At 65.3% G+C, this 19,138-nt stretch carries 11 protein-coding genes and 1 tRNA gene; 6 read left to right on the top strand and 6 right to left on the bottom strand.

The window, feature by feature from the left end:
• Positions 1 to 231 precede the first annotated feature (231 nt).
• From GGD65_RS34310 to GGD65_RS34300, 3 genes are read left to right on the top strand one after another with little or no spacing between them, the layout of a single operon-like run.
• Positions 232 to 1,299 carry an HlyD family secretion protein gene (locus tag GGD65_RS34310; protein ID WP_183238120.1) on the top strand — a complete coding sequence of 356 codons (1,068 nt, stop codon included), beginning with the start codon at positions 232 to 234 and terminating at the stop codon, positions 1,297 to 1,299.
• Positions 1,296 to 4,067 carry a ribosome-associated ATPase/putative transporter RbbA gene (gene rbbA / locus GGD65_RS34305; protein WP_183238119.1) on the top strand — a complete coding sequence of 924 codons (2,772 nt, stop codon included), beginning with the start codon at positions 1,296 to 1,298 and terminating at the stop codon, positions 4,065 to 4,067. Before GGD65_RS34310 ends, rbbA begins: the two co-directional genes overlap by 4 nt.
• Positions 4,068 to 4,069: 2 nt before the next feature.
• Entirely contained in the window at positions 4,070 to 5,182 is a 1,113-nt protein-coding gene (locus tag GGD65_RS34300; protein WP_018321401.1) for an ABC transporter permease, read from the top strand.
• A gap of 9 nt (positions 5,183 to 5,191) precedes the next feature.
• Here GGD65_RS34300 and GGD65_RS34295 read toward each other — a convergent pair whose 3' ends face one another.
• From GGD65_RS34295 to GGD65_RS34285, 3 genes are all read right to left on the bottom strand, one after another.
• Entirely contained in the window at positions 5,192 to 5,680 is a 489-nt protein-coding gene (locus tag GGD65_RS34295) for a DUF2059 domain-containing protein (protein WP_183238118.1), read from the bottom strand.
• A 29-nt stretch (positions 5,681 to 5,709) separates the two neighbouring features.
• Positions 5,710 to 6,924, bottom strand: a complete 1,215-nt coding sequence (locus GGD65_RS34290; RefSeq protein WP_179737964.1) for an OpgC domain-containing protein — start codon at positions 6,922 to 6,924, stop codon at positions 5,710 to 5,712.
• 307 nt (positions 6,925 to 7,231) lie between these two features.
• The gene (locus tag GGD65_RS34285) at positions 7,232 to 10,288 is read right to left on the bottom strand and encodes an AAA family ATPase (protein ID WP_183238117.1); all 3,057 of its coding nucleotides are present in this window, start codon (positions 10,286 to 10,288) and stop codon (positions 7,232 to 7,234) included.
• 263 nt (positions 10,289 to 10,551) lie between these two features.
• Between GGD65_RS34285 and GGD65_RS34280 the strand changes: the two genes are divergently transcribed.
• Positions 10,552 to 11,043, top strand: coding sequence for a hypothetical protein (locus GGD65_RS34280; protein WP_018321397.1), 492 nt, complete (start codon positions 10,552 to 10,554; stop codon positions 11,041 to 11,043).
• Between the two features lie 274 nt (positions 11,044 to 11,317).
• On the opposite strand, the gene GGD65_RS34275 is transcribed toward GGD65_RS34280, so the two are convergent.
• Both GGD65_RS34275 and GGD65_RS40885 read right to left on the bottom strand, forming a co-directional pair.
• Positions 11,318 to 12,217, bottom strand: a complete 900-nt coding sequence (locus tag GGD65_RS34275) for an alpha/beta fold hydrolase (protein ID WP_183238116.1) — start codon at positions 12,215 to 12,217, stop codon at positions 11,318 to 11,320.
• Between the two features lie 291 nt (positions 12,218 to 12,508).
• The gene (locus tag GGD65_RS40885; protein WP_210317468.1) at positions 12,509 to 15,748 is read right to left on the bottom strand and encodes an autotransporter outer membrane beta-barrel domain-containing protein; all 3,240 of its coding nucleotides are present in this window, start codon (positions 15,746 to 15,748) and stop codon (positions 12,509 to 12,511) included.
• Between the two features lie 474 nt (positions 15,749 to 16,222).
• Between GGD65_RS40885 and GGD65_RS34265 the strand changes: the two genes are divergently transcribed.
• On the top strand, positions 16,223 to 17,179 hold the full coding sequence (locus GGD65_RS34265; protein WP_183238114.1) for an AraC family transcriptional regulator: 957 nt from the start codon (positions 16,223 to 16,225) through the stop codon (positions 17,177 to 17,179).
• Between the two features lie 130 nt (positions 17,180 to 17,309).
• Here GGD65_RS34265 and GGD65_RS34260 read toward each other — a convergent pair.
• Positions 17,310 to 17,386: transfer RNA gene (locus tag GGD65_RS34260), tRNA-Met, on the bottom strand.
• 367 nt (positions 17,387 to 17,753) lie between these two features.
• Between GGD65_RS34260 and GGD65_RS34255 the strand changes: the two genes are divergently transcribed.
• Positions 17,754 to 19,130: a coniferyl aldehyde dehydrogenase gene (locus tag GGD65_RS34255; RefSeq protein WP_246783511.1), complete on the top strand. Its 1,377-nt coding sequence runs from the start codon at positions 17,754 to 17,756 to the stop codon at positions 19,128 to 19,130.
• Positions 19,131 to 19,138 lie beyond the last annotated feature (8 nt).

The raw sequence follows: 19,138 nt of genomic DNA, 5'->3' as shown, positions 1-19,138 counted from the left end.
GATGGTCATCTGTTCAGCAAGCCTGGCTCGTCCGCTTGAGCAATCTGCGCGGACGAGCGGCGACGATGGCGCGCCGCCCAAACATGAGGCACGGGTGCAGCGCGCCGCCGTCTGATCTGCATCAAGCTGCGATGCAAAATTCGCTGCAATGTTGGGCTCGCCCTTCCGCACCTTCGGCGGCCGGGCGTTCGTGTCTCAACAGTGGGCGCCGCCTCACGGCGTTTTGAACAGATGAACTTCACCCCGGGTCGCGTCATCGCCGCGATCGCCGTGCTCGTTGCTGGCGGCGGCTATTACTATTGGCAGCACCGCGATACCAACACACTGCCGGCAGGCTTCGCCCGCGGCAACGGCCGCATCGAGGCGGTCGAGATCGACATCGCGACCAAGACGCCGGGCCGGATTCGCGAGATCCTGGTCAACGAAGGTGACTTCGTGCGCGCGGGCCAGGTTCTGGCGCGCATGGACACCGAGCAATTGCAGGCCCAGCGCCGCCAGGCCGACGCGCAGCTCAAGCGCGCGACGATCAATGTCGAGACCGCGAAGAGCCTGGTGAACCAGCGTGAAGCCGAACGCAGGGCCGCCGAGGCCGTGGTCGACCAGCGCATCGCTCAGCTCGACACCACGAGCCGCAAGCTCGATCGTTCCGAGCAACTGATCAGAACCAGTGCGGTATCGCAGCAGGTGCTGGACGACGACCGTTCCGCCAACGCCACGGCCAAGGCGGCGCTCGCCGCGTCCCACGCTCAGGTCGCCGCATCCGAGGCCGCGATCAGCTCCGCCCGTGCCATGGTGATCGATGCCGGCGCCTCGGTCGACGCCGCGAAGGCCGCGATCGAAAGCATCAATGCCGACCTCAACGACAGCGTGCTGAAGGCGCCGCGCGACGGCCGCGTGCAGTATCGCGTGTCGCAGCCCGGCGAAGTGCTCGCCGCCGGCGGCCGCGTCCTCAACATGGTCGATCTCGGCGACGTCTACATGACGTTCTTCCTGCCGACGGCCGATGCCGGGCGCGTCGCGATGGGCGCCGAGGTTCGCCTCGTGCTCGACGCCATCCCGCAATACGTGATCCCTGCCAAGGCCACCTTCGTCGCCGACGTCGCACAGTTCACGCCCAAGACCGTCGAGACCGAGGAGGAACGCCAGAAGCTGATGTTCCGCATCAAGGCGCATATCGCGCCGGAGCTGCTGCGCCAGCACATCGAGCATGTGAAGACCGGCCTGCCCGGCATGGCGTATGTGCAGCTCGATCCGGCCGCGCAATGGCCCGGCAATCTCAACATCAAGCTGACGAGATGAGCACGACGGCCGCAGCCGAGCTGCCTGCCGGGCGCGGCAGCGTGGTGCATCTGGAAGGCGTTGGCCTGAGCTACGGCAAGACTCGCGCGCTGGATGCGATCACGCTCGACCTGCCGTCCGGCTGCATGGTCGGACTGATCGGCCCCGACGGCGTCGGCAAATCGAGCCTGCTCTCGCTGATCGCCGGGGCCCGCGCGATCCAGCAGGGGCGCATCAACGTCCTCGGCGGCGATATGGCGAGTTCGCGCCATCGCCGCAACGTGTGCCCCGACATCGCCTACATGCCGCAGGGCCTCGGTAAGAATCTGTATCCGACGCTGTCGGTGTTCGAGAACATCGACTTCTTCGGCCGCCTGTTCGGACACGACAAGGCCGAGCGGCACCGGCGGATCGCCGGCCTGCTGCGCGACACCGGGCTCACGGCTTTCGCTGACCGGCCCGCAGCAAAACTCTCCGGCGGCATGAAGCAGAAGGTCGGCCTGTGCTGCGCCCTGATCCACGATCCCGAGCTCTTGATCCTGGACGAGCCGACCACCGGCGTCGATCCGCTGTCGCGCCGCCAGTTCTGGGAATTAATCAGCTCGATCCGCGACAGCCGGCCCGGCATGAGCGTGATCGTATCGACCGCCTACATGGAAGAGGCCGCGCAGTTCGATGTCCTGATCGCGATGAACGCTGGCCGCGTGCTGGCGACCGGAACGCCTGCCGAGCTCAAGCGGCAGACCGGGGCCGACACGCTCGATGACGCCTTCATCCGCCTCTTGCCCGAAGCGGATCGCGGCGACCATACCGATGTCGTGATCCCGCCGCGGAGTGAAGACCACGACGAGATAGCGATCGAGGCCAACCACCTGACCCGACGGTTCAACGGCTTCGTCGCCGTCGACGACGTCAGCTTCCGCATCAGGAAGGGCGAGATCTTCGGCTTCCTCGGCTCGAACGGGTGCGGCAAGACCACGACCATGAAGATGCTCACCGGCCTCCTGCCCGTAAGCGAAGGCACCGCGCGGCTGTTCGGCAAGACCATCGATGCCGGCGACATGTCGGTGCGGCGGCGCATCGGCTACATGTCGCAGGGCTTCTCGCTCTATTCGGAGCTCACGGTCGCGCAAAATCTCGACCTGCATGCGCGGCTGTTCGAGCTGCCGGCGGACACCGTCGCCCCGCGCATCAAAGAGATGATCGGCCGGTTCGACCTCGCCGACGTCGCCGACGCCCTGCCCGATGCGTTGCCGCTCGGGCTGCGGCAGCGATTGTCGCTGGCGGTGGCCATGATCCATGCGCCCGACATCCTCATCCTCGACGAGCCAACCTCCGGCGTCGATCCGGTCGCCCGCGACCGCTTCTGGCAGATCCTCGCCGAGCTCTCCCGCAAGGACAACGTCACCATCTTCGTCTCGACCCATTTCATGAACGAGGCCGAGCGCTGCGACCGGGTCTCGCTGATGCATGCGGGCAAGGTGCTGACGTCGGACACCCCCGCCGCGATCGTGGCCGCGCGCGGCACCGCGACGCTGGAGCAGGCCTTCATCGCCTGCCTGGAGGAGGCGATCGCGGATACGGCGGAGCCGGCCGGCCAGCCTGCGATCGCATCGCCCCTACCGGCCGCGACAGCGGAACCGCCGCGCAAGCGCGGTGCGACGTTCAATCCGACGCGCATGCTCGCCTATTCCCGGCGCGAGGCACTCGAACTGCGGCGCGACCCGATCCGCGCCACGCTCGCAATCCTCGGCAGCGTGCTGCTGCTGTTCGTGCTGGGCTATGGCATCAGCATGGACGTCGAGAACCTGACCTTCGCCGTGCTCGACCGCGACGACAGCGCGATCAGCCGCGACTACAGCCTCCAGATCGCGGGCTCGCGCTATTTTACCGAAAAATCCCCTATCACCGATTACGCCGATCTCGACCGCCGCATGCGCGCCGGCGAGATCGGGCTCGCCATCGAGCTGCCGGCGGGCTTCGGCCGCGACGTCAGCCGCGGCCGCCATGTCGAGATCGGCGCCTGGGTCGACGGCGCCAATCCGACCAGGGCCGAAACGCTGCGCTCCTATGCCCAGGCGATCCACGCCACCTGGCTCGCGCAGATGGGCCGTGAGCTCTATGGCGAGGCGGCAATCGCCGGCTCCTATCAGCTCCAGCTGCGCTATCGCTACAATCCCGATGTCATCAGCGTCGTCGCCATGGCGCCGGGCATTATTCCGCTGCTGCTGGTGATGATCCCGGCGGTGCTCGCGGCGCTCGCGGTCGTGCGCGAGAAGGAGCTCGGCTCGATCGTCAATTTCTACGTGACGCCGGTGACGCGGCTGGAATTCCTGCTCGGCACGCAGCTGCCCTATGTCGTGCTGGCGTTCGGAAACTTCCTCCTCCTGGTTGGCTTTGCCCTCGTCGTCTTCCGCGTGCCCTTCACTGGGAGCTTTCCGACCTACGCGCTCGCCGCGCTGCTTTACGTCACGGCGACGACCGGCATGGGGCTGGTGATCTCGGCCTTCATGAACAGCCAGATCGCGGCCCTGTTCGGCACGGTGCTGATCACGCTGATTCCGGCCATCCAGTATTCCGGGCTGATCGACCCGGTGTCGTCGCTGCAGGGGGCCGGCGCGCTGATTGGACGGCTCTATCCCGCCACCTATTTCGTCACGATCTCGCGCGGCACCTTCTCCAAGGGCCTGGCGTTCGACACCCTCCACAACGATCTCCTGGCGCTCGCAGTCATGGTGCCTGTCCTGGTGATCGCCGGCGCGATGCTGCTGAAGAAACAGGCCCGCTGACCATGCGCTTCGACAACGTATTCCAGCTCGGCATCAAGGAATTGCGCGGCCTGGTGCGTGACCCCACTCTGCTCGTGCTCATCGTCTATTCCTTCACGCTGGCGGTTTATGCCGGCGCAAAGGCGCTGCCGGAAACGTTGAACCGCGCCGCGATCGCGGTCGTCGACGAGGACCATTCGCCGATCTCGACCCGCATCGAGATGGCGTTCACCGCGCCCTATTTCTCCGCGCCGCGCCTGATCTCGCAATATGAGATGGACCGGAGGATGGACGCCGGCCTCGACACTTTCGCACTCGACATCCCGCCCGACTTCCAACGCGACCTGCTGGCGCGCAAATCGCCCACGATCCAGCTCAACGTCGATGCGACACGCATCTCGCAGGCGTTCAACGGCGGCGGCTATGTCGAGCAGATCGTCAGCGCGGAAGTCGCAGAGTTTTTGGCGCATACGCGCGATGCCCAGGCCGCGCCGATCGAGCTGGCGCTGCGGGCGCGGTTCAATCCGGAGCTGAAGAAATCCTGGTTCGGCGCCATCGACCACGTGATCACCTCGATCACGATGCTCTCGATCATCCTGACGGGTGCGGCGCTGATCCGCGAGCGCGAGCACGGCACCATCGAGCACCTCCTGGTGATGCCGGTCACGCCGCTGGAGATCATGGTGAGCAAGGTCTGGTCGATGGGGGCCGTGGTGCTGGTCGCCTCTGGGCTGTCGATCGCCTTCGTCGTCAAGGGATGGCTGGAGGTGACGATCGACGGCTCGCTGGCGCTGTTCCTCGTCGGCGCCGCGCTGCAGCTGTTTGCCACCACCAGCATGGGCATCTTCCTCGCCACCGTCGCCGGCTCGATGCCGCAGTTCGGGCTGCTGCTGATCATGATCCTGCTGCCGCTGCAGACCCTGTCGGGCAGCATGACGCCGCGGGAGAGCATGCCGCAATTCGTCCAGGACATCATGCTGGCGGCGCCCAACACGCATTTCGTGATGCTCGCCCAGGCGATCCTGTTCCGCGGCGCGGGCCTGGAGGCGGTGTGGCCGCAGCTGGTCGCGCTCGCCGTGATCGGCGGCATCTTCTTCCTGATCGCGCTGCGGCGGTTCCGCGCATTCCTGGCTTAGCGCGCGGCTCTACAGCTTGTGCCCCTTCTGGCGCAGCGCCTCGATCAGGCGCTGCTTCAGTTCGTCGGCGGCCTTCTGGCTGACGTCCTGGCCGATTTGCGCACTCGCCTGCGCCAGCGCGTCCGACTTCTCCAAAAACTTCTTCCCGGCCGGCTGGGCATAGAACGCCTCGATCTGGCGCAGCTCGTCCACCGTGAAGCTCTGGGCATAGAACGCCGCGATCTGCTCGACCATGGACGCTACGAACGGAGCATAGATCTCTGAGCCGGGTGCCGTCACCGCATCGTAGTCGCGCTCAATCTCCGGCCTGTCCTGCGCAACCACGGGCCGAAGCTTGAGCAGGAGCTGCGGCAGCAATGCGCGGTATTGATCGGCGATCTTCAAGGTGACGACGAGCTTGCGTGCCGCGCTCATCGCCTCCGGCGACGGCGCCTGCGCCGATGCACCGCAGACGAGAAACAGCAGAGTGCCGGCGATCGTCAACAAACCTTTGGGCATTGGGCTCTCCAGGACATGCGGACGGTGCTTCAGCGGCTCGCGGGGGCCGCGCCGGCGGTCGCGGCCTGCGCGCTCTCGACCATCTCCGGCTCCTCGACCTCCGTCACCTTCACGAACAGGTTCGGCACGCGCTCGGCGCGGTTGAGCAGCCAGGCCGCGCCGACCATGATGACGATGCCGACGATGGAGACGGCGAACTGCTCCCAGACGCCCTTGGTGTATTGCGTCAGGATCCAGTGCGCCGAGAACGACAGGAACACACCGAGACAGAAGATCGGCAGCGAGTGCTGGCCGCAGAGGATCACGGGGCGCAGCCAGACCCCATGCAGCGCCCGCCATTTGCGCGAGAGGAAGTGGGTGACCCAGATTGCCAATGCCAGGAAATGCGTGAAGCGCAGCATGTCGAGGTCGGTCTTGTCGATCGGGTAGATCGCCTTGATCATCCATTTCGGGATCAGCGCCTCGAGCGCGGGAACGTGCCAGGTCATCACGATCAGCAGCGCGAACACCAGCCAGGCCGCGGCCAGACCCATCGCCGCCCTCGACCACACCCATCTGGCGATCTTGTCGATCTGGCCGACGCCGCACCAGGCCGCGAACACGAACATCAACTGCCAGCAGAACGGATTGAAGTACCAGGTCGTGCCGGGCGGGTAGGAGGCGATGTTCCAGTTGAACCAGCGCGCCAGCACGTAGAGCACGACCGAGGCGGCGAGCGTCAGGTTCGGCCGGCGCACCAGGCACCAGACGATGAAAGGTGAGGCGAGCACCAGCGTGATGTAGAGCGGCAGCACGTCGAGATTGACCGGCTTGTATTTCAGCACGATCGCCTGCCCGATCAGCTCGTCCGGATGCGCCAGGAAGTTGAACACGTTGAACTCATGCTGGTACATCGGATTGTCGAAGCGGCGCGCGGTGCGGGCGATCTGCGCGGTGAACAGCAGGAACAGCATGATGTGCGCGACATACAGCTCGGCCGCACGCCGCCACAGCCGCTTCATCGCGGCGAGAAACCAGCCCCCGGCGACGATCGGGCCGTAGATCCAGCCGACCAGATAGCCGGAGATGAAGACGAAGAATTCGGCCGCATCGCTGAAGCCGTAATTGCGCAGCGTCAGCCAGGCCACGACGTCGTGCGGGATGTGATCGAGGAAGATCATCCACAAGCCGATGCCGCGGAAGAGATCGAGCCTGAGGTCGCGCTCGACCGGCGCCAACAAAGCTGACTGGTCCCGTGTGATCATGGCCCCGCCTCATCCGGTAGGCGTCGCGCCATGGCGGCGCCGGCAAAATGCGATGCTAAAAAATCGAGATCAAAAGTCACCTGGCCCTGCGGCTAGTCACCAACGGTAGCCCACCTTGGCGTTGGTGCAAGGGGCTCGTCACTGCGGTGAGCGAGGCTGCCTCTCGCAGCCGTCTGGAGGCGGCGCCCGACCAATTATGTCGAAAACAACCCCATGCACAGTAGCTAACCCTTTGTGCTGCCTACGAGATTCGTTCGGCATTTTGGGCCGGCGGTTTGGTGAGGCGCAGACCTTGCCGGGCGCGGCGTCAGATCAGCTCACTGCCCTGGGCGAGCACCTCGGTCAGCATCGCCTCGGCCTTGCGCTGGAGCGGCCCCGCGCCGCTTTCGGAGGCGATCGCGATGGCGGCACGCAGCGCGGTAAGGATGGCCGCCCTGCTCTCGGTACTCGAGGCGGGCGTCACAACGGCTTCGCCGAACAGGGCCTCGGCCTCGAGGCCCGAAAACCCCTGCTGGCGGGCGGTGTTGCGCGCCTCGCGCAGCATGTTCTGCGCGGTCCTGACATCGCCGAGGCGGCAGGTCGCGAGCGCAAGGTAGATCGAGCTGCGCAGCACCGCCGAGGTGTAGCCGACCGCCTTGGCCTCCTCGCGCGCCTCGGTCAGCATGCCGCGCGCCCGGTCGAACAGCCCCTGCTCCAGATAGGCCATGCCGAGGTGGCAGGCGAGCACCGGCACGAACAGGCGGATGCCGTGCTTCTGCGCCAGCACAAACCCGTCTTCGAGAATGGCGGCGGCCGCCGCCGGGTCGCCCCGGCCGAGCATCAGGCAGCCGCCGCTATAGGCGGCGGCGACGCGGTCGTAGGGACGTCCGGTCTCCTCCGCGATCGCAGCCGCCTGTTGCTGAAGCTGCTCGGCAGTGTCGCGCTCGCCCATGACGGTGTGGGTGATGGCGTTCATCATGCAGCAGAGGAGGAGCAAGGATCGTGGAGTCGTGCCGATCGGGGCACTCGATGCCGAGCCCACGAGACCGGCACGTGCCGCGGCCAGCATCTTCTCGGCGCTATGATAGCGGCCGCAGAGAAAATAGGCCTGCCCAAGACCATATTGTGCGAGATTACGCCAGCCGGGATTGCCTGAGCTTTCCGCCAGACGCACGACCTCTTCCCCGATCGCGACAGCTTCGACCGGCGTTCCGTAGAAGTTCTGCGCGCCTGCTCTCACGGTCATGGCCGCGATCTTGCGCCCGATGTCGCCGATTGCATCGGCGCGCCGTTCGGCTTCGCGTCCCAGATCCAGGGCTTCGGCGACGCGCCCCGATCCGGCAAAGGCCAAACGCGCCTCCATCCGGAGATCGATGGCGTCTGCTTCTCGCGCTTGCGTCACCGGGGTCTTGTCGAGAGACCCCATCGCGATCTCGAAATAGTCGACCGCGTCGGCATAGGCTGAGCGCACCAGACATTTTCGAGCGGCGCTTCTGCCATGGTGAAACGCCTTCTGCCAATCCTTCGCCCTCGTCGCGTGATAGCAGAGCGCGTCCGGCCCGTCGTTCGATGCCTCGTCGTCCTCGAGCGCTGCGAGGATGCTGGCATGGATGCTTTCGCGCACCTTTTCGACCATGGAATCGTAGGTCACCTGCCGGACCATCTCGTGCCGAAATTCGAGCGAGTCCTCCAACTCGCTATCGATCCTGACGAGCAGTTCGGCCCGGTCGAGCGCGGTGAGGCAATCCTGCAGCACGCCTTCCGGCAAGGCCGCGATCTTCCGAAGCAGGGCCTGGTTTGTCCGGGGACCAAACGCCGCGGCGATCTGCAGGAGCGACCGTTCCTGTCGTGACACGCGATCGAGCCGCGCCGCGATCACACCTTGAATGCTGGTGGGAATGCCGAGCTCTTCCACGGGACGCGCAAGAGACAGGTCGCCCCACTGACCGAGGAGCAAGCCGCTATCCTTCAGACTGCGGCAGACTTCCTCGATGAACAGCGGGACGTTGGCGGTGTGGGAGATGATCCGGTTCTTCAGGTCCGCGTTGGTGGTGGCGGGGCCGAGCATTTCCGCGAGCATGGCCAGGCCCGAATCGTCGTCGAGGGGCCGCATCGCCACGATCTCTGCGTGACAGCGCGCAATCCACACCGGCATCCCGTTGGGCCGCGTGGTCAGCAGCACGAGCAAATCGGGACATTGCAGCGCGGAGAGAGTGGCCATGACCGTATCGCTGGCCCGATCGATCCAATGCAGGTCTTCGATCAGAAGGATCGTGCGCTGACGACGGGCGATGCTCTCGACGATCGCGCAGCTCGCATCTGAAATCGCGCGACCGCGCGCGTGCGGCTCCAGTTCGTCCCATTGCGGATCGGAGATCGGCAGGTCCAGGACCGCGTCGATGGCTCGCTGCTGCACGGCCGGCAACGCCCCTCTGGGATCATCCGCCCTGACCTGATCCCTTGCGGCCAAGTCGAAGATCGACAGCAACAATCGCTTGAGGGCGCTGTACGGCGCGCCCTGGAGATTCGGGCTGCACTCGGCATCGATCAGCCGCCAGCCGCTGGCGCGAAGATCCTGCGCGAACTCGTGCGCAAGCCGCGACTTTCCGATGCCGGCGTCACCCATGAGCAGAACGGTCTGGCGGCTGGCGCTGACCCTTTCGGCCGCACGCCACAGCAAGGCCCGCTCCGTCGTGCGGTCGACAAATCGGGAAACACTGCGCGCACGCCGGACCCGCCAGCTCGAAAGATCGCTCGCGCCCATGACCCGGTACACGGGCATCGGCTCGCCGAAACCGCGGAGCGTCTTGCGACCCAGGAATTCGAAGCGGACATGCCCGTCCGCCAGCTTCTGACAGGCCTCAGAGACGTAGACCTGGTTCGCCTCGGCCGCCGCTTCCAGCCGCGCGGCCAGATGCTGGGCGGCCCCGCCGATCTCATAAACCTTGGAAAATTCGCTGGCGACCATGTAGGCGACCACATGGCCCGAGTGGAGCCCGACCCGGACCTGAAGGCCGGGATCGCCCAGGCTGCCAACACGCCGGACGAGCTCGATGGCCGCGTGGCAGGCGAGCGGCGCGTGGTTGTCGTCGGCGATCGGGGCACCGAACACCGCGGCCAGCCCGTCCCCGAGCTCCTTGCTGACGATGCCGCCAAACTGGCGCACCGCGCCTCTCATCGCCGCGAGAGCCGGTTCAAGGCGCGACACCGCCGCCTCCGGCTCCAGCTCGGCAACAAGTCCAGTGGAATCGACGACGTCGGCGCGCAAAATGGTCACGAACCGCCGTTCGCTGTCGGGCTCAGCGCGCTCGCGGACCGCCGCTCCGCATTTGGAGCACCAGCTATCGCCCGGACCGATCGCCGACTGACACGCGAAGCAATGCATTCCAGCGCCTTCAAACGACTGCCTCAGCAGTCTTCGCTACCCGCGCCCGCGAGACCTTCGGCTTACATTACCAATAGAGGACTACATGGCAATTAGGCTTGCGGGATACGCGACCTTACCGGATGGTAGCTCGCTGGACGAAGTGCAGTCGTGGATGGTAGCGTGCCTGCACACAACAAATTGTGTGATCGGCCGCCGCGTGACGCGAAGTTGCGGCCAGACGCTACGGTTTTTGACAAACAGACATATCGAGGAAAGAGGCGATGGCCGGACTGGTATATAGCGGCAAGGCATTTCGAGACTTGATGAACGCCAATTACTATCCCCTCGCGAACATGAAAAAGAGCGTCGCCAAGCTCAAGGCATCCGATGACATCGACCTGCCGACCCTGGAATACGGCCAGTACCATTTGATCTTGAACCCGCCGTCGATATGGCCGCAGGGCAGCGCCAAGTACTGGCACAAGGAGAAGGGCCGGGCTCGGGTCGACCTCAGCACCCAGCCGAACACGGTCCCGCTCTCCAAGGACGAGCCCGGCGTCATCCCGCTGACACGATGTGACCTGCTCGATGCCTGCGTGCGGAAATGCTTCAACTCGGAGCCGCCGATCCCGATGAAGACGAAGATCATCAGCCACGCGGCAAGCGATGCCTATGCCCATCGGCACGAGATCCGGTTGGAGTGGGAATACAAGAAGGGCTCGGACAAGCCGACGCTGCTGAATCTGACGATGGTCTGTCCGCACAGGTCTTGATCTGCAGACCCAACCGGCTTCGATCGTCGCCCGCGCACTTGAGGTGCGCGGGCGTTTTGTTTGCCAGGGCCGCGCGCGGGTCGCCGCCTCAAGGGGAGCGACCGCGCCGGTTTAAGAGGAGCGGCCGATGCCCGTTGGACTCTTGGAGGTCGAAGGCACCATCAAGGTCGGCCAGTTCTGGCCGGAGGGGCGGTCGCATGCCGACAGCACCAAGATCGTGGTGGGCATCGCGCCGGATGCGAGCGAGCCATCTTCGCAGGTTGCGGACGCGCAACTAGCTATCGCTCCCGAAGAATCGATTCAGCTCAAGGGCCGTCTGCTGCGGAATATCCTCCGGAAAGAAATGTCCTCCATCGAGCGGCTTTCCTTGCACGTCATCGGCCCAGGACCGCCATAGCCCCAAGGGGCCGCCCTCGCTCGCATACCAGGAATTCAACGGGCCGCGGCGGCTCCAGAGGATCAGGACAGGGCAATCAATCCGGCGGCCGGAATTGCGATCCGCCAGATCGTGCTCATGATCGATCGTCGCCGCCGCTCGATATTCCTCGCAGATCGCGTGAACATGCGCCTCATCGCGCAATGCCTCGACATAGGACGTCCGGACGGCCTGACTGAAACTGTCTGCTCGCGACCCCCAGCCATGGAGCGCATTGTCGATGACGGCATCGGGAGCTGCGGACAATAGCCGCTCAGGGAGAGGTTCAGGCTGCGCGAGCAACGACCAGGGCCAATAGCCGACCGCCAGTTCTTTGTCGGCACGCTCCCAGGCATCGGCGATCGGAACGACGTCGAGGACGGCGAGCCGCTCCACGCGGTTGCCATGGTCGAGCGCGAGCCGGTAAGCGACACGGCCACCGCGATCATGGCCCGCAACCGAAAAGCGGTCGAAGCCAAGCCTTGCCATGACGGACACCATGTCCTTTGCCATCGCCCGTTTCGAATATGGCGCGTGGTCCGGGCTGGAGGGCGGACAAGCGCTGCGACCATATCCGCGAAGATCGGCGCAAACGACCGTGAAGTCTTGCGCGAGCAACGGCGCAACGTCTCGCCACATCAGATGCGTCTGGGGAAATCCGTGCAGCAGGAGAATCGCCGGTCCCGAACCGGCCCGACGGATGAAAATCCGCGCTTCCTCCGCCTGAACATCGGCGGCCTCGAAATCCTCGAACTTCATTGGACCAGCCCTTCCGAATGACAGACAGCCGGAAAGCAAGTGCCTGATGGGCCCGGCGACAAAGATGACGCGCGGATCGAGACCGTGTTCCTTCAATCATGCAGTGCTGTTGCGCGCGGCATGCACGCCAATGGAGCGGCGGCCCGTCATGTCCCTGTCCGAACCAGCACCAAAGAATCGCGGCTTCGCGCGGTCGTCCCCCAAACAAAAATGGCCCGCGTGATGCGGGCCCTTTTCATATTGGATCCGGTAAAATCCGCGGTGGCGCCCTTTGCTTCCTGAACGCTCGCATCACCAGGAGTACCGCAGCGCCACTGTGCCGGCGTAGAGGTCCGAGCGCTTGGCAAATTCACCATCGAATTTGGCAAGCAGTTTCCAGTTCTGGTTCAGATACCAATCCGCACCGATCGAGGCGAGGCCGGAGTCGTGCGGGATCGGCGCGCCGAACACCGTGAAATTCGAGAGCGGCAACGCCTGAAACGCCGCATTGAGCGAAGGCGTGTCGACGAAATCGTGTGCCCAGGCCAGCCGCGCGCGCACGATCAGCGGCGTGCCACCGAGCAATGTCGGATGATCAAAACGGGCCCCGAGCTCGGTGCGAACATCGGTGGCTTGTTTGGCTGTATAGGTCAGGCCGAAGCCCAGATTATTCACGTCGGTCTCGCTGTAGGCGCCGGAGCGAAATGCCTGCGCCTGCGCCGCCGCATAGGGCGTGATCCCGAAGTTGGGCGTCACGGCAAGACGGTAACCTCCTTCGATGCGTGCGCCGATGCTCTGGCCGGTGAAGGTCGCACGCAGATTGCCGCCGAGCGCGGTTCGGTCGGTCGTGAACCAGTGATTGGCAAAGGCGATCGACTCGGCGATGTAGGCCGGGCCGATCACGGTCCTTGCATAAGCGCCGATTTGCGCGGACTCGCTGCGGCCGCTGCCGAGACTGTTCGACAATCCCCAATTGGTGCCGCCGCCGGCCGCGGCCAGGCCGATCACCGTCGAGGGCGAGAGGCGATAATCGATACCGCCGGCGAAACCGTAGGTGCTGAGGCGGGTGTCGGTCGAGCCGATCACGGGATCGCCGCTGGTCTTGCCGCTGCCGCCGAACGCCGCATTCCACAGGCTCCAGCGCTGCTCGAAGCTTGCAGGTGGCGGCGCCTTGAACATCGATGCGTAGGCCTGCGCCAATTCCGGCGGCAGATTGGCCTGCTCCTCCGGCGCAAAGCCGGTGACACCACCGCCCGTGACGGCGCCGAAATGGCCGTCGACAAAGGGATTGAGCATCAAATTGAGAAACTGGTCCATGAAGCGGAAGGAGGCGCGCTGCGCCCCTGTCGCCGCTTCGCCATCAAGGACCGTGAACGCGGCGCGCGCCTGCGCGGCGGAAAGACCCACAAGGGCGTTGAAGAGCGGCCCGCTGAAGCCATTGGCGTTGCCAGCGGCGTTCAGCGCGGACGCGACGTTGAACTGGTTGACCGTCTGCGTCACCGTCGTGAAGTCCACAGTGCCGTCTGCGCCGTTGCCGGTAATGTTCAGGTAGACGTGCGTCGCATCGTACGACAGCGATTCCTGCAGGAAGGCTGACGTCGATGACGCGGAGAGCGAGGCAAACGTGCCGCTGATGGCGCTGGCCGTGATGATGGCGTGCTGGCCGAGCGGACTGCCCGAACCGCCGGCGATCGTCGCCGACACCGTCGCGCCGGACACCGTCGCAACGCCGGTGGCGGTGATGGAATCGTTGGCCGCGCCGCCAACGCGGATGGTGTAGGCCGAACCTGGCGCCAGGAACATCGGACCGTTGACGTTCAGCGTTGCGCCAACCGTCGAGCCGGGCAGCGCCGGCATCAGCGAACCAGCCTGCAATTGGATTCCGCCGGTGATGGTGCCGCCCGGACTGATGGCATTGGAGCCACCGGTCAGCTCGATCGCAAATTGCCTGACGGTTCCGCCGCCATCGAGACCGCCGCTGATCGTGCCGCTGTTGCTGATTGTGAGGCCGGAGCCAATGACGCCGGCACCGCCGGCACCTTTATTGGGACCGAATGAGGCACCGCCATCGCCGCCGGAAATCTGGCCGGAATTGACGAGCCTCGCTCCGGACGCCGCGAATTGCACCCCGGCCCCGCCTTGCCCCCCGGCTATCAACCCAATGCTTGCACCTCCCGCGCCGCCGGCGACAGATCCTGCGTTGTTGAAAAACGAGTTGGCTCCGCCAAACAGAACACCTGTACCGCCGGCGCCACCCATGGCCGCGTCGCCTACGTTCGACGTGATGGATTGGAGCAAACCACTTATCGTATGCGCGGCACTGCCGCCGGTTCCGCCGCCACCACCGCTTCCGGCCTGCACTGCGCCGAGATTGGTGAAGCTGACACCCGAACCGATAAACACTGCACCGGCACCGCCGATGCCTCCTTTGCCACCGTTCCCGCCGGTTGAGACAACCGTGGCGAATTCGCCCGATGCAGTGGCGTTGGCGGCACCGCCGTGACCTCCAGCGCCGCCGTTGCCGCCGGTTGACGTTGCTGCGTTGATCACGGTCACGTTCGAGCCCGTGACTTCAAGCCCTGCACCGCCGTTGCCTCCGGTGCCGCCGGTCCCACCAGTCGCCGTCGCGCTTGCAGCACCGTCGACCGCGTTGCCAGTTGCTTTTGCGATACCCTGGCCGCCAGCCCCGCCCGCACCACCCGCGCCGCCGATGCTGTTGGCATTGAAGGTAAACGACCCGACTTGCAAATTTCCGACGCCGCCATTGCTGCCGTTGCCGCCGTTGCCTCCAGTTCCGGTCGCATTCGCAGTTGCTCCCGAACCGGTCGCCGTAACATCAGCGTTGCCCTCGCCCCCTATTCCGCCCGCGCCTCCAGCGCCGCCGACGCCGCTGGTGCTGAACGATCCGCCTTGCAGGTTGCCCACGCCGCCATCGCCACCGTTTCCGCCACCGCCGCCACTGATAATCGCCGTGACAATATCCCCTGCGCCTGACGATGAGGCGCTCATTATCGGTGTCCCTCCGCCGCCACCCGCGCCGCCAGATCCGCCGGTGCCAATGCCAGAGCCACCGCCGCCGCCGCCACCGCCGCCGGCCCCATCGACAGCAAAGGTTCCAGCGACAAAAACGCCGCCCGTAACGCTTTGCCCACTGCCTCCGTTGCCGCCGTTGCCCCCCACAACGCCGTTGAATCCACCACCGCCGCCGCCACCGCTGTTACCTATCGCTCCGTTTGGAGAACCCGCCGTGCCGCCCGCGCCACCCGGACCGCCGAGAATGCCGCCGCCCGCGCCCCCGCTTCCGCCTCCGCCGGCACCACCACCGCCGCCGCTGCCGAAACTGTTAGCGCCGTTTACGTTGGAAGTACCGTCACTTCCCGCCGCGCCGGAATCGCCGATACCCCCCGCACCGCCAGCGACCAAGCCGGACGCACCGCCGGTTCCGCCGTCGGCATGTCCCGCCGTCGTGAGGCCGCTTGCCAGAATCAAGCCCAGAGCCGCGCTGGTCAGCAATGCGTTTCGCCTGCGATCGAACAACGTGCTGAACTTCATGACCCCTCCAAGGGAAACGCTTTGGCGTCCCATTCCCTGCTGTCAGCGCGGCGCGCTGCGCTGCCGACAAACCCGTAACCAGCGGCGCGCTCGGCGTTGAATCGAGCGCTCGGGACAATCTGGCATGGTTGGCGCGGGAGGGCTGTCGTCGAGGCGCAACAACGCTTTCCGCGCGCTTGATCTAAGGCGCGACGGGCTTTGCAAATTGCGAGTCGGCGAGGAACGGGCGGCGCCGTTTCAACAGCATTGCAACGCATGAGACGAGGTTGTCCACGCTTGTGCACGCGCGTCGCATGAGGAATCGGGCGTTCGGCGCGATGGCTGGTCGTTGATCTATTGCGAACTCGCTCTTTTCTTTTTGCGAACACTTCCCCGCGCCAGCGCCGAAAAAAGCAGCATAACACCGTCGCTATGCACGTTGCCGTACTTAAGCCGAATGGTTACGGTTGCCGAAACTTCCCGGTGCCAATCGCCATGCATGTCGATGACATTGACCCAAAGCCGACGCGGTTTACGACGGACGAGCTTCCCGAACGTGACAGGCTGACCCGCTGGCGGGAGGAGTTCGGCAGGACCATCGTCAATGTCGATATTGCGCCGCTGGCGCCGGAGGTCCCGTTCCGCGCCGAGGCCATGTTGCAGAGATTGCCGGGCGTGCGAATGGCGCTGTGTGACGGCACGGCGGCGGCGCTCGAGCGGACGCGCGCGCAGGCGGCGGCCAGTGACGACTCCGTCGGAATGATCGTCAATCTCGGTGCGTCGGCACTGGCGTTTCAGCGTGGTACCGAGGTGACGCTGAACCTCGGCGACGCGGTGCTCGTACGTCCGGACGAGCCCGGCCGGCTGTGCGGAACAACTCACCTCGCGCTGCTCTTTCCGCGAACGCCGCTCGCCGAGCGCCTGCATGATGTCAGCAGCGTGTTCATGAAGCCGGTGTCCGGCCGCCAGCAGGCGCTGCAGCTGTTTCTGCGCTACCTCCGGATGATCCAGGCCGATATGGAGCCGACCGAGCCTGCCTTGCAGCAGGTGATCGTCAATCACATCCACGACCTTGCCGCGCTCGCCATTGGCGCGAACCGCGGCACGCTCGAGCAAGGCAAGGGCGCCGTTGCCGCGGCGCGGCTTGCATCGGCCATCGAGCATATCGGCAAGCACTTCGCCGATCCCGCGCTTTCGGTCGCAAGCGTTGCGCGCCAACAGGACATTTCGCCGCGCTACCTGCAGGAATTGCTCGAGCAGTCCGGCGCATCATTCGTCGCGCGCGTCAACGAGCTGCGGTTGAAGCGCGCCTTCGCGCTGCTCACACGGTTTCCGAACCGGCCCATCGCCGAGATCGCCGCGCAAGTCGGATTCTCCAGCGTGTCGCATTTCAACCGCCTGTTCCGGCTGCGGTTCGGCGACAGTCCGAGCGGAGTGCGCAGCCGGGACTAAAGCGCGATGAGCCTGGAATGAATCGTCATTGCGCTGACGGCCCGAGACAGTTCGACGATCCGTCGCCCAAAACAAAAATGGCCCGCTTTTCGCGGGCCATTTTCGTATCGGATCCGGTAAAATCCGAATTTGGTTGCGGGGATAGGATTTGAACCTATGACCTTCAGGTTATGAGCCTGACGAGCTACCGGGCTGCTCCACCCCGCGTTAAACACTTGCTTTGCCTTCAGTTGGATCCCGGGGACGGTCGGTTGAGGCCTGCGCTGTTCGCGTGGCTTTTCTCGTCCGTCCCAAAGGCTTCCTTGGAAGGCAACCCGGGGCAAAGCCCGTCGGGTGCGGGGCGTATGTATCAAGGCGAGCTGCCTTTGGAAAGGGCTGCGGGAACGTTTTTTTCGACTCTATGACAGGGGAAGCGACCGATTTCGGCTGCGTTCCCTGTGCTCTTGCCAGAAGTTCCACAAAGGGCCAGCTTGCGGCAACAAGATTAAGGCTGAAACGCCGGTGAGGGAGGATCGCCGTGGACAAATCCCTGACGAGCGCCCCGGTCGGAGCGCTGGAGGAGGCCTTCCACGCCATGGTCGTGCCGTCGCGGGACCAGCCGCCGGCCGGCCTTGCCGAGCGGCTTGACCGGCTGGCGCGGCTGCGCAGCGTGGTCGCCGACAATGAGGAGCGTTTCCGGCAGGCGATCTCGGCCGATTTCGGCCACCGCTCGGCGGTCGAGACCACCATCGCCGAGACGATGCTGCTGTTCTCCGAGATCCGGCACGCCACAAAGTACCTCAAGAGCTGGATGGCGCCGCAGCGGGTCGCGACCGCGCTGCAATTCCTGCCGGCGCGCAACCGGCTGATGCCGCAGCCGCTCGGCGTCGTCGGCATCATCGCGCCCTGGAATTATCCGCTCCAGCTCACGCTCGCGCCCGCGATCGGCGCGCTAGCGGCCGGCAACCGCGTCCTGATCAAGCCGAGCGAGCTCACGCCGCACTTCGCAGGCCTACTGAAGGAGACGGTCGCCGCGCGATTCGATGCGACCGAGCTGCTCGTCACCGGCATCGAGGGCGAGATCGCAGAGGCGTTTGCGCGCCTGCCGTTCGATCACCTCGTGTTCACCGGCTCGACCCGGGTCGGGCGGCTGGTCGCGGAGGCCGCGGGGCGTAACCTGACGCCGGTTACCCTCGAGCTCGGCGGCAAGTCGCCTGCGATCATCGACGCCTCGGCCGACCTCGATGAAGCGGCCGAGCGCATCGCCTACGGCAAGTTGCTCAATGCAGGGCAGACCTGCATCGCGCCGGACTATGTGCTGGTGCCGGAGCGCTCGTTGCAGGCTTTCGCCGAGAACGTGCGCGCCCAGATGCGGCGGATGTTCGGCACCGATCCGGCGAACAAGGACTACACCTCGATCATCTCGGACCGGCATTACACCCGGCTCGAAGGCCTCGTCGCGGACGCGGCGGAGCGCGGCGCCAAAATCCTGCAGCCGGCGAAAGCGGACGATCCGAACTGGAAGGCGCACCGCAAATTCCCGCCGACGCTGATCGTCGGGGCGACCGACGCGATGGCGGCGATGCAGGAGGAGATTTTTGGGCCGGTGCTCCCGATTCTCGGCTATCGCGATCCCACTGACGCCATCGCCTTCATCAACCATCGCGACCGGCCGCTGGCGCTGTACTGGTTCGGCAAGGACGGCACCGCGCGCGACGAGGTGCTGGCCCGCACCATCTCCGGCGGCGCCACCATCAACGACTGCCTGTTTCACTTCACGCAAATCAACCAGCCGATGGGCGGCGTCGGCGCATCCGGCACCGGCGCCTATCACGGCGAATGGGGCTTTCGCACGTTCAGCAAGTTGAAGCCGGTATTCTATCGCTCCAAGTTCAACCGCCTCGCCGATCTCTATCCGCCCTATGGCGGCAAGATCGCGCGGTTGGAGAAGTTGATGCGGTTCATGTCGTAGGGGGCAGT

The sequence above is a fragment of the Bradyrhizobium sp. CIR18 genome (assembly GCF_014198295.1).
Classification (GTDB): Bacteria; Pseudomonadota; Alphaproteobacteria; order Rhizobiales; family Xanthobacteraceae; genus Bradyrhizobium.
The sequence above is the reverse complement of the archived record's forward strand: the minus strand, read 5'-3'. Positions and strand labels throughout refer to the sequence as shown.

What these genes read in the sequence shown, in the direction of transcription:
- GGD65_RS34310 (WP_183238120.1), top strand. Translation starts at nt 232, where the DNA reads ATGAACTTCACCCCGGGTCGCGTCATCGCCGCGATCGCCGTGCTCGTT.
- rbbA (WP_183238119.1), top strand. Translation starts at nt 1,296, where the DNA reads ATGAGCACGACGGCCGCAGCCGAGCTGCCTGCCGGGCGCGGCAGCGTG.
- GGD65_RS34300 (WP_018321401.1), top strand. Translation starts at nt 4,070, where the DNA reads ATGCGCTTCGACAACGTATTCCAGCTCGGCATCAAGGAATTGCGCGGC.
- GGD65_RS34295 (WP_183238118.1), bottom strand. Translation starts at nt 5,680, where the DNA reads ATGCCCAAAGGTTTGTTGACGATCGCCGGCACTCTGCTGTTTCTCGTC.
- GGD65_RS34290 (WP_179737964.1), bottom strand. Translation starts at nt 6,924, where the DNA reads ATGATCACACGGGACCAGTCAGCTTTGTTGGCGCCGGTCGAGCGCGAC.
- GGD65_RS34285 (WP_183238117.1), bottom strand. Translation starts at nt 10,288, where the DNA reads ATGCATTGCTTCGCGTGTCAGTCGGCGATCGGTCCGGGCGATAGCTGG.
- GGD65_RS34280 (WP_018321397.1), top strand. Translation starts at nt 10,552, where the DNA reads ATGGCCGGACTGGTATATAGCGGCAAGGCATTTCGAGACTTGATGAAC.
- GGD65_RS34275 (WP_183238116.1), bottom strand. Translation starts at nt 12,217, where the DNA reads ATGAAGTTCGAGGATTTCGAGGCCGCCGATGTTCAGGCGGAGGAAGCG.
- GGD65_RS40885 (WP_210317468.1), bottom strand. Translation starts at nt 15,748, where the DNA reads ATGAAGTTCAGCACGTTGTTCGATCGCAGGCGAAACGCATTGCTGACC.
- GGD65_RS34265 (WP_183238114.1), top strand. Translation starts at nt 16,223, where the DNA reads ATGCATGTCGATGACATTGACCCAAAGCCGACGCGGTTTACGACGGAC.
- GGD65_RS34255 (WP_246783511.1), top strand. Translation starts at nt 17,754, where the DNA reads ATGGTCGTGCCGTCGCGGGACCAGCCGCCGGCCGGCCTTGCCGAGCGG.